Here is a 12,333-nt window from a genome sequence, read left to right on the forward strand (position 1 = left end):
TAATTGGCAAGCTTCAACACATATATTCCATATAATTTAAATGGCAATCAAAAAATGAGCACGATTAAAAAAAGATAATAAGGTATTTATATACTATTAAAATGTTAGAAATACGTTGACAATGCACCTTAACGATTTAGTTTAGACAGAAGAATGTGCCAACCGTATCATAAACTGAACACTTAAATCGATCTAAAATAATTTATCAAAACAAACTATACGTATGCGAATGATGTTCTACTGGAAAAAACAAATCAAAAATTATGGGAAATTTATTGTACATCATCGCTGTTATTTTAGTAATCATTTGGGCAATTAGCTTTTTCGGAGGATATGCTACAGGAAATATCATCCACGTACTATTAGTTATTGCTATTATTGTTGTACTGCTACGCGTTATTCGCGGTGCCGCCTAGCGTGATAGAGTAAGCTGAAGATTTTGAAAGCCGAACACGTCCTGGTTCGGCTTTTTCTTTGAACTGCCACACAGCAAGCATGGTAGTTTATTTAAATAAAAATTAAATTGTCGGCAAACATTTTATCCTACAGCATTGTTCAGACTAAGAAAAAACGTTGTAAGGCACCAATCAATTTCAATAAACTTGAAACAAAAACTTATCCACTATGATACAAAATTCAGAAGTTATGATACACGCCGCTCGCTTAGGCAATATCGAAGTTCTACGTGAATTGATCGATCAGCAGACTGATGTCAATACTCGCGACGGCAAAGGCTATACAGCATTGATAATTGCCTGCTATAATAATAAACTCGCCGCGGCCAAATTATTATTGGAAGCTGGTGCCGATGTGAATGCTCAGGACAATGGTGGAAATACAGCGCTCATGGGGGTCGCTTTTAAAGGCTATTACGATATTGCTACACTATTGATTAGTTATGGTGCAAATTTAAATTTACAGCATGGTAACGGCGGCACAGCGCTCATGTTTGCGGCCATGTTTGGCCGAAACGAAGTTCTTCAACTTTTGCTTCAGCACGGTGCAAACACAAGTTTGCTTGACACGCGTGGGCTATCTGTACTTGACTTAGCTGCGCAACAGGGTAACGATACCGCAGTGGCCCTTTTACAAAATGAAACTGTCTTAAAATAAATAGCCCGCATAAGCGGGCTATTTATTTTAAGACTATGCTGGAACCTTACGTTTTTTTTCCCGCTCCCAAAACCGGTGTCTGCCAATTGCCTTAATAAATTTATCAGTTAAAGACTTCAAATCATTTTCGATGATTATACCTTCATCCAAGGTAGAACCTCCGTCAAATTCTGGCGCATTACTGAAAAAATAAGTAGCATCCAAAACTGGACGGGCCTCCGAATCCGCGGCGATAGCTTTACAGTGCTTGAAAGCTTCATTTAGAAAATGAACTGCATCCGCATTTGATTGTAATTTGTTCACGCTAGCCTTCCCTCCAGGCACATATATGCCGTCATACAGTACGGATGCTGCCGTCAAGAAGCTTTCCTCAACTTGGATCGGCTTATGATCTGAACTTGTAATTTGCCCTAACTTTGGAGAGATTACATGAACGATTCCTCCTTCTGCTCGAATAGCATCTATCACAATTTTAAGCGAACTTGCGTCTACACCATCAGCAGCAAGGACTGCGATTTTTCGGCTTGTAATCGTATCTTTAACAGTATTTTCCATACTTAACGCGGCCGATTTTTTTAACTTTACTTTAACTTCAATAGGCTCATAGTCGGAAGGATTTGCATCTGCTGGGAGACTTCTATTGATCGGAGTTTCGAGCTTTTCCTGTACCCCCAGCCCAAGAGCGGCGGCTACTTCGCCCGCTAGGCTCTTATCAACCAAAGATAATATACCAACCATTCGTTGTCTTACGGCAACCGATTTTACTTTTCCCAATTCGAAACTGAACGCATCGACCATGTGGTTTCTCTCCGGCTCAGATTGACTATTATAAAATAATCGTGCCTGGCTGAAATGGTCTCGGAAGCTATCACTTCGCGCACGAACTTTTCTCGCATCAATACGCTCTTGGTAGCTCTTAAATCCTCCTGCTTCTTCCTTAACTTGCAGCGGATAATTATCCCCTAACGAATTTGGTCCATAACTTGTCTTCCCGCGGTCGATTCGTTGACGCATAAATCCATCACGTTGGTTATTGTGAGATGGACTAATAGGTCTGTTAATCGGAATTTCGTGAAAATTGGGACCTCCTAGGCGAATCAACTGGGTATCTGTATAGGAGAATAAACGCCCCTGTAAGAGTGGGTCATTCGTAAAATCAATTCCGGGTACAATGTTGCCAATATGGAAGGCAACCTGCTCTGTTTCAGCGAAGAAATTATCTGGGTTTCGATTCAATGTCATTTTACCTATGGGCAAAACAGGTACAAGTTCTTCAGGAACAAGCTTTGTCGAATCCAACAGGTCAAATTCATACTTAAATTCGTCAGCTTCAGGGATGATTTGTACGCCAAGCTCCCATTCAGGAAAGGCACCACTTTCAATAGCTTCCCAAAGGTCCCTCCGGTGAAAATCGGGATCTTTACCAGAAATATTTTGAGCCTCATCCCATGCAACAGAATGAACCCCAAGCATTGGTTTCCAATGAAATTTAACAAAATTTGATTCTCCACGGGCATTGATAAATCGAAAAGTATGCACTCCAAAGCCCTCCATCATCCGATAGCTACGAGGTATGGCACGATCGCTCATTAGCCACATGATCATATGTGTCGACTCGGGCATCAAAGAAATAAAGTCCCAAAACGTATCGTGGGCCGACGCAGCCTGTGGAATTTCATTATCAGGTTCGGGTTTGACCGCATGGACAAGATCTGGGAATTTCATGGCATCCTGAATGAAGAATACCGGCATATTGTTACCGACCAAATCGAAATTACCTTCTTCAGTATAAAATTTGACTGCAAAACCACGTACATCGCGTGCCAAATCTGTTGAGCCCCTTGATCCAGCAACTGTTGAGAAACGAACGAACACGGGTGTTTCTATTTCGGTATTGTTCAAAAAGCCTGCTTTTGTTAACTCACTTAAAGGCTTATATAATTTAAAAACACCATGTGCACCAGACCCCCTAGCATGCACAACACGCTCGGGAATGCGTTCGTGGTCGAAATGGGTGATCTTTTCCCGTAGAATAAAATCCTCTAAGAGCGTTGCACCTCGATCACCTGCGCGTAACGAATTTTGATCATCATTAATTTTGACTCCCTGATCCGTTGTCATCTCTTGACCTGTAGCATCAGCGGTATGAGGTCTCAGTGCGCTGACTTTTTGATTATCAACTGCTTCAACCTTTTCCGTTTTTGATTCTTTTTTTTTCATTATAGTCGATTTATGGGTTTACACATTTTTAATTGAGTTAAAACTTGTGAAAGCAAAGACTAACTACTCACGCTAATCCCAGTAAAAATATTGGATATTCCCTGTAGGAACTCTTCCAACCAAGTAATCGTTTGTTTTATTTATAATATAAATGCTAGATTTTCGCTATTACTATTGCTTGCTGCTCTTAAAGATATTCGGGATTTCATTTCTTGGATCGATCGGTTCGGTCTTAAAATTACATCATTAGATAGATCATTTCTTATTGATATATCTGAGCGGCAAGCTTTATCAAGCAAAGTGGCTTTTTAAGGTTATGAAACTCCAATTGAGGCTTATCTTACGAATATTTAATTTTTTAGTTTACTATTAACAGGAAATTCCCGAGAAGGATAACTGCCCTACAATACCATATTAAATCTAGCATCCCTCTTCAAACCTGTCATATCCCAGGCTAATATGTAAAAAAACAACTACGAATAACTGATTAGACTATTGTCAAACTGTTTAAGCAATTATGGTTAAATAGGACGATAACCGCTAAAACGAGAAAAAGCTAGGTTGGAAAGGACCTAGCTTTTAAACTTTCTTCATGGCTGGACAAGCCGTCTTTTATAGTAAACAACGGTATTAACTACTTTGTTTGAAATTTGTGATTATCTTTGCATCGCCTTTATTCGCTCAGATAAGCACTGTAATCTTTAAAATAACCTATTGAGAACTAAAAACATACCCACACCACGGTGATAAGGAATAGGCTATAATTGTGTGCTCATTCGTATCAACAATAAGTTCAGCTTGCGTTTCATGAGTATCAAATATCAATCGCCACTTGAAATCTTCGGGTAAATTTACGTGTTGTACACGGTCGGAGAAGTTCATGATTACGACGATAGCTCGCTCCTTTTTTCTCACCCGAAGCAGAAGTATTTTTTTATCTTCGATGCATTTGACCGTCAACTCATTCCGCTGTATATCTTTCAGCAAAGGGTTCGTTTTTCGCAATGCTATTAAGGATTTGTAATACCATAAACGTTGTCGATATGGTTCGCTATTGAGCTCTTCCCAATCCAATACCGCCTCTTCGAATACACTTTCACTCTGTGGATCTGGGACTTTGGAAGTCGTAAAAAAATCATCAAACTCTTTCTTACGACCTTCCCTAACTTGTTCAACAAGCTCAGGATCGCCATGACTTATAAAATATGGAAAAGGTTTTTCTGTCCCCCATTCTTCGCCCATAAATAGTAAGGGAATGTAGGGAGACATAAACACGGAAAAAGCCATGAGACGCGCTATTGCTGCAGAATAAATCGTCACAGCGCGGTCTCCTAGCATTCTATTACCGATCTGATCATGATTTTGGCAAAAAACGATGAAGCGATACCCTTCAAGACCAAAACTGTCTGTTCCGAAGAACTTTTCCCGGTGGGAAGAGTAATTGCCATCGAAAACATAGGCTTTCTCATACGCTTTTGCCAGATCATTCAATCCATTAAATTCCTCATAATAACCCTTTTTTGGCTCGCCCACCGAAACTCTTAAGGCATGATGAAACTCATCTAGCCACTGTGCATCCATATTATAGCCGTTTTTTGTCAGTGGATCTAAGAATCGCCTATCATTGAGGTCACACTCAATGAATAAAAAGCGATTTTTACCCGACTTGCTGATAATTTGGTCCGTTTCTTTTCGGATTTCCTGAAGGATGTGGATCGCTCCGAAATCTTTAATCGCATGCACCGCATCGAGTCGAAGAGCGTCAATATGAAAGTCTTCAAACCACATACGGACGTTATTGACTACAAAATCGCGCTGCCCATGACAGAAACGATCATCATAATTAAGAGCATCACCCCATGGGGTATGGTATTTGTCAGTGAAATATGGTCCGTAATTCGAAAAATAATTTCCTTCGGGTCCGATATGGTTATAGACCACATCCAAAATGACAGCGATATTAGCTGCATGGAATGCATTCACTAGCCGTTGAAATTCCGAGGCTCCACCATAGGAGTGCTGTACTGCAAATGGGAAAACCCCATCATATCCCCAGTTCCTCCCTCCTGGAAACTGTGCGATAGGCATAATCTCTATCGCAGTTATACCCAAATCCTTCAGGTGCGGAATTTTTCTTATGACACCGTCAAAGTCGTGCGATGAAGTGAATGTTCCGACGTGAATCTCGTAGATCACGAATTCCGAATTTTTAGGGGGCTGATAGTCCTGATCAGTCCAATTAAATCGGAGATCCATTACTGCTGATGGACCATGCACACCTTCAGGCTGGGAAAGTGAAGCCGGGTCTGGGAATTCTTTTCCGTCCACATCGATCTTATACCGATCTCCAGGAGCTATTAACGTACTCTCTGCATACCAATAGCCATATTTTTGTGGTTTTAAGGGTATTTCCAAGGTTTTGTCATGCAATCGGCAAATCACAATTTTTGCTTTTGGTGCCCATACGCTAATTTGACATGATTCGCCTTCAAAACGAACGCCTACATGCTTAATTTCGGTCTTACTCATACACTCTTCAGTCTATTATTGGGATTGAAATAACAGTATGGAACGTGATGGAACCAAGACGGTATCCCCCGCAGCAAACTCTCCAAAATTTTCTATCGTATCATTATTCGTATCTAAGATCTTAATCCATCCAGCTCCATAATTTTCATTTGGAAGTTGATATGACACATCTTCCCAATACGCATTAAATAACAGGTAAAAGCTTGCATCCACGATTTTCTTTCCGTCGTTATCAACTGATCTAATTCCTTGACCATTTAAATATACAGCAAGTGAACGAGCATGATCTTCCTGCCAATGATGGTCGTCCATCTCGGATGCATCAGGTAAAAACCATACAATATCCTCAACAGCCGTACCGCGAATAGGCAATCCTTGAAACCATTTTCGGCGACAGAATACAGGATGTTCGCGACGAAGACGGATTAATTTCCTGGTGAAATCCAATTGACTTTCATCCATTTTAGTCCAATCCAACCAAGAAATTTCATTGTCCTGACAATATGCATTGTTGTTTCCCTGCTGCGTTCTGCCAAATTCATCACCAGCCACAAGCATGGGCACCCCCTGAGAAAGAAACAATGTTGTCAGCATATTTCGTTTCTGTTTCTCCCGCAAGCTATTAATCGCGGGATCATCTGTCGGTCCTTCGAAACCACAGTTCCAAGAACGGTTATGGCTCTCTCCATCCTGATTGTCCTCACCATTTGCCTCATTGTGCTTTTCATTATAGGATACGAGATCTTGAAGCGTAAATCCATCATGTGCCGTAATAAAATTGACGCTGGCCGAAGGGGTACGGTTGTCGCCACGGTATAAATCAGAAGAACCGGTAAGTCGGTTGGCGAATTCGGCAATCATGCTGTCTGCTCCAATCCAGTAATCACGGATACAGTCGCGATACTTTCCATTCCATTCGGCCCAGCCGGGGGGGAACTCGCCAACTTGATATCCCCCTTCTCCGATATCCCATGGTTCGGCAATGAGTTTAACCTGCGAGATGATTGGATCTTGATGGATCACATCGAAAAAAGAGCTCAATTTGTCGACTTCGTGCAGTTCACGCGCCAATGCTGAAGCCAGGTCGAATCGAAATCCATCGACATGCATTTCTTGAACCCAATAACGTAGACTATCCATAATCATCCTTAATACGTTTGGTTGGCGCGTATTTAGTGTATTGCCGGTTCCGGTAAAGTCCATATAATAACGAGGGTCGTCAGCTAACCGATAATAAGATGCATTGTCAATACCTCTAAAAGAGAGTGTTGGTCCCATTTCGTTACCTTCTCCAGTATGATTGTAAACAACATCCAAAATAACTTCTATCCCTGCCTCATGGAGCGCTTTAACCATCTCTTTGAATTCGGAAACCTGCTCTCCATGGGAGCCTGAAGCTGAATAGCGCACATCTGGTGCAAAAAAACCGATGCTGTTATAACCCCAATAGTTGCTGAGCCCCTTATCCTTTAGATGACGGTCAGTCAAAAAATGATGTATTGGTAATAATTCTACCGCTGTAACACCCAATTCTTTCAGGTAATTTATTGCAACGGGATGGCCCATTGCGGCATAAGTTCCCCTTATTTCTTCCGGAATATCGGGGTGCATCGCTGTAAAGCCTTTAACGTGTGTTTCATAAATCACACTCTTATGCATAGGAATGTGGGGTGGCTTATCGCTACCCCAGTCAAATTTATCGTTTGTAACAACAGCTTTAGGAATAAAGGGAGCACTATCAGTTGAATCCATGCTTAAATCATCATCTCCTATTGTGTAGGCAAATAAAGCATCATTCCATTTAACAGTTCCTGAAATTGCTTTTGCATATGGATCGATCAATAATTTATTTGGGTTGAAGCGATGTCCGTTTGATGGGTCATAAGGACCATGTACGCGATAACCGTAAAGTTGTCCAGGTTTTATTCCAGAAATATAGATATGCCACACTTGATGTGTTTTCTCCGTAATTTTAAATTTAGCGATTTCTCGCTCATCTGAACTATCATAGAGATAAAGTTCAACAGACTCAGCGTGTTCGGAGCAGAGTGCAAAGTTCACTCCTTCCCCATCGTAGGTTGCTCCTAAAGGGTAAGGATTTCCGGTATAAATTTTTGTTTCCATCTTTGTGTTTAACGATTATATAATCTATTGTAATTAAGTAGTTTGTCTTGAACTCTTGATGTAAATGCTCTTTTCTGCATACGCCACAGCCAGTTACCAGCAGTACTGGCTGGCCTATTCATACGACATGATCCATCAAGATTTAAAATGTCCTGCATCGGCACTATAACCTTATCCGCAACAGAGGCATAAATTGAGCGAATAAGGACATCATTTACATGCTCACTATTCACTATTTTCCCAAAATAGTTTTTCATATTTATTTTGCTCGATAGACTTAGGTCCTGATTGTACCAGGAAAATGTAGTATTATTATCATGTGTACCGGTGTAGGCAACTGAATTTCTGCGATACTGATGTGGAATGTGAGGTGATCGGGACATATCCTCGCCAAAGGCAAATTGCAATACCGCCATACCGGGAAATTTAAATCGATCTCGAAGATCATATACAGCGGCATCGACGTCACCGAGATCCTCCACGATAAAGGGCATATTTTCCAGATTGATCTTAACTTGCTCAAACAAAGCCTCACCAGGCCCTGCCAACCATTTTCCATTCTTTGCGGAGTTCTCTTGAATAGGAACCTCCCAATAAGATGAAAATGCTCTAAAATGATCCAATCGCAAAATATCGAACAACGAACAGTTGTGTGCTAGCCGATCGATCCACCATTGGTATCCATCATGTTGAAGAGATTCCCAATTAAAAGTTGGCATTCCCCATAATTGGCCTTCGGCATTAAAATAGTCGGGAGGTACTCCTGCAACATATTTCATATCTCCCTCTGGCCCTAAAGAAAAATAGTGTGGATTCACCCACACATCTGCTGAATCGTAGGCTACGTAAAATGGAATATCACCAATAAGTCTGATGCCATAATCCCGGGCATATTTTCTTAAGCCATTCCACTGTTTGAAAAATAGAAATTGGAACCACTTTTCTTGTTGTAATTCATCTCTAAATTCATCTGCAAAATTGGTCAGCGCAGCACTTTCGCGATGCTTGTAATGCTTTGGCCATTCATACCACGGTTTATTTCCATTTTTATTTTTTAACACCTTAAAAAGGGCATAGTCATTTAACCATTTCGATTCGCGATCTATAAAATCGGAAAATTCAAATTCTTTATGAGCAGGCAAACGATTATAGGCATGTTCCAATAGTTGGTATTTTGCCAACACTACTTCAGCAAAATTTATCGTTGGCGATGCCTTACTTTTTAAGTGCTTTATTTCATCCTTTTGGATCAGACCTAATTTTATCAAGTCCCGTAGATCTATGAATAATGGATTTCCAGCCCTGCTACTCAGCGTGCTATAAGGGGAATGGAATTGTGTAGCATCCGTAGGGCCCAATGGAAGAACTTGCCACCAGCTTTGCCCGCTTCGGTAAAGTTGCTTCACAAATCGCCTAGCTTCAGCGCCCAGATCACCTATCCCGAAAGGGGATGGAATTGAACTAACATGCATCAAAATGCCGGAGCTCCGCTGAGGTGGACAATCCGTATAACTTATGATGGCCATTGGAAGATCCGAAAATATCGTATTAAGCGCAATGTCCATTCCTTCGCCTTGTACTCCCGTAAGGATATGCTTCCAGACCACGGAATGGTTTGATGAAAGATGAACTTTCGTATCAGACCAATCAAACGAACCAGGAACAAATTCGGAGATATTGCCGATTTCTGCAAGATGTAAAGGAACAACTATAACTATCCATTCTTCACCCGATCGCCGCGCGAATGCTAAAATATTATTACGAAAGCGACCAGTTACCTGAAGGGGCACGTAACTGCCATCAGATGCTAGCGCACGGTGTTCCTTTCGCAGTTTCACCAATTCTCTTACTAACCATAATTTGATTTTCCCATCAGACCTATATTTCCATAGATCTTGGATAATTATTTTTTTATCCCCATTTTTAATAGCAGACAAAATCTTCTTCCTACGCTTATAATCTACGGGTCTTCGATTGTCCGGATCGACAAAACTATGGTTCCAAAGCTCTGAACCCTGATAGATGTCAGGTACGCCAGGACAAGCAAACTTTAAAATTTGCTGAGTAAGCGAATTTATGACACCAAAATCGGCCACCAGTTCTAGGAACTGATAAAAACTGGTAAAAAATGGACGGTCTTTATCGAGCAGGAAAGAGGCGAACTGCTGAACAGAAGTTTCATAGTCCACATTCGGACTCTCCCAGCTAGAGTGTTCTTTCCCCTCTCGGAGATATTTAACCAAGTAGTCTAAAAAGCGCTTTTCAAATGCTAAGGATGAGTCAGAATCACTTTCTTCCATGGGAAAAGAAGCGACCAGAGACTGATATATAAAGTATTCATCATTTGGATGCGGAAGATCTGTTGGATATTCGCTACGCACCACATCGTGCCAGATTTTCACTTCTTTAATCCACCTTTGCGCCATGGCGGTTAGTACTAATAGACGACTACGCGCATCTTCACCGCGTTTGGTATCGTGAGTCGAACTTGCATTCATAGACAGCGGCCAGTTTATCTGGCGCTCCTGCATCATTTCATGAAATTCCTTTTTACTCACACCCCAATTCCCTGGATGATCGCCCACTTCATTATGGCCAATAAATCGGTTATACGTAAACATCAAAGTATCTTCCACCCCCTTCGCCATCACAGGACCTGTCAACTGCATACAACGCATGAGAAATTCCAACAGATCACTTTGGGTTTTCGGCTGATAATTCACCTGTGCCTGTTCAAAGAGATTCTTGAACTGATTAACCAGTGTCTGGTCGAGCTCAGGCATATTCGTTAATTTTTCAAAAATTGATAAAAACAATTTGTAGGTTGATGCAGACATCGGAAAGTGATCATCGTAAACGCGGTAAATAGGAAAAGATGCTAAGAATGATTTTAAGATATCCTTTAGGTGTCTTTTACTAACTTTGCTATTCATACGTAAAAGACTTGACAGTAGCTTAGTGAGGTTTCCAAGCTCGCCCTGCATGTGTTTATTAAGAATTGCACTCTTTTTTAAATATTGTTGTTCCGCAATAGATGAATTTTTACCAACTAATTTCGTATAATATTTATCTAAAATTTTCTTTCCAGATTTGGATGTGAAGACATTATTGCACATCGATAAGAAGTCGTATCCTGTTGTCCCCTGTATTGGCCATTCATGGGGAAGCACTTCTCCATGCTCCAATATTTTCTCAGCAACTATATATGTCGTTGAGCCAACAGAATTTCTCAAATTATACAAATAGGCGGTCGGATTGTAAAGTCCATCGATATGATCAATCCTTAATCCGTCAATCAGCCCCTCTTTAACGAGTGTTTTTATTAGCTTATGCGATTCATTGAACACATTATCATCCTGAACATTTAAACAAATCAGTTCATTTACTGTAAAGAAACGTCTAAAATTTATCCTTTCGTTTGTGATCCACCAAGGGCAAAGTTCATAATGCTGAGCGTTGACCAACTTATCAACATCATTCAAATTACTATTAAATTGATCGAGAATTTGCTTTAACTTTCTTTTCGTCAGGTTATTAAAAATTTGAGCACGCAATAGTTTCCATTCTTCATGATTTCCATCAGCTTGAATGGCACTTATCTGTGTCAAAATTCCTTCAAAATTAGATTGTGTAGCCTGTAAATAATCTTTGAGGATAACACTATAAGATTCAGGAGAAATTGGGTAATGGTTTCCCTTATAAGATAGACGAAGGCTATTATCCAAAAAAATGATAATGATTTCGTTTTTTGAAATCGCTTCATCCAGATTATCTGCCAATATAGGGACCATTAACTTGCCCTTCTCAAACAAACCTGAACTATAACAGGTATCAAAAAAACCGCTAAATTTCGATGATTGACCAAATTCCAGAACATTCATAAGCCATTCATTTGTTGGATGAAATGCCATATGGTTAGGAACAATATCTTGTAACCATTTAATTTGGTATTTTTTCAATAGATCCTTAATTGATTTCAAATCTTCCAAATTACCCAACTCGCTATTTATCTGATTAAAATTTACACCATCATAGCCATGAATACTCCCAGGCGTCGACTGGAAAATAGGTGAAGCGTAAATTGTATCTATACCCAGATCTCGGAGATAAGGAATTACGCTTTTAAAGTCCGAGAAGTTGAAATCTTTATGAAACTGAATCCTGTATGTGGTATGTGGCGTATTAATAGACACTTTTTTAACTGTGTGCATGGCTTGCTGATATCTTTTTAAATCAGAACATCTTTCTCCAATTTTAGTTCATTGGATTTTCAAGAAAAAAAATATTAGAATTTATAAAAAATGGTAAGGCAAAAAAACATTTTAAAATTAAAACGAATTTGCGTGG

At 40.2% G+C, this 12,333-nt stretch carries 6 protein-coding genes; 2 read left to right on the top strand and 4 right to left on the bottom strand.

Annotated features, from left to right (window positions below):
* The first annotated feature begins 263 nt into the window (after window positions 1-263).
* Both QE382_RS14445 and QE382_RS14450 read left to right on the top strand, forming a co-directional pair.
* The gene (locus QE382_RS14445) at window positions 264-416 is read left to right on the top strand and encodes a lmo0937 family membrane protein (protein WP_115048587.1); all 153 of its coding nucleotides are present in this window, start codon (window positions 264-266) and stop codon (window positions 414-416) included.
* A 208-nt stretch (window positions 417-624) separates the two neighbouring features.
* Window positions 625-1,113 carry an ankyrin repeat domain-containing protein gene (locus QE382_RS14450; RefSeq protein ID WP_307186518.1) on the top strand — a complete coding sequence of 163 codons (489 nt, stop codon included), beginning with the start codon at window positions 625-627 and terminating at the stop codon, window positions 1,111-1,113.
* Window positions 1,114-1,146: 33 nt separating this feature from the next.
* On the opposite strand, the gene QE382_RS14455 is transcribed toward QE382_RS14450, so the two are convergent.
* The 4 genes from QE382_RS14455 to treY all read right to left on the bottom strand — a co-directional run bounded on the left by QE382_RS14455 (window position 1,147) and on the right by treY (window position 12,197).
* Window positions 1,147-3,333: a catalase gene (locus QE382_RS14455; protein WP_307186519.1), complete on the bottom strand. Its 2,187-nt coding sequence runs from the start codon at window positions 3,331-3,333 to the stop codon at window positions 1,147-1,149.
* A 711-nt stretch (window positions 3,334-4,044) separates the two neighbouring features.
* A complete protein-coding gene (gene treZ, locus QE382_RS14460) occupies window positions 4,045-5,862 on the bottom strand; it encodes a malto-oligosyltrehalose trehalohydrolase (RefSeq protein WP_307186520.1) in 1,818 nt (605 codons plus the stop codon).
* 15 nt (window positions 5,863-5,877) lie between these two features.
* Entirely contained in the window at window positions 5,878-7,986 is a 2,109-nt protein-coding gene (glgX, locus tag QE382_RS14465) for a glycogen debranching protein GlgX (protein WP_307186521.1), read from the bottom strand.
* An 8-nt stretch (window positions 7,987-7,994) separates the two neighbouring features.
* Window positions 7,995-12,197 carry a malto-oligosyltrehalose synthase gene (gene treY, locus QE382_RS14470; protein WP_307186522.1) on the bottom strand — a complete coding sequence of 1,401 codons (4,203 nt, stop codon included), beginning with the start codon at window positions 12,195-12,197 and terminating at the stop codon, window positions 7,995-7,997.
* Window positions 12,198-12,333: the final 136 nt, after the last annotated feature.

The sequence above is a fragment of the Sphingobacterium zeae genome, assembly GCF_030818895.1.
Lineage (GTDB): Bacteria > Bacteroidota > Bacteroidia > Sphingobacteriales > Sphingobacteriaceae > Sphingobacterium > Sphingobacterium zeae.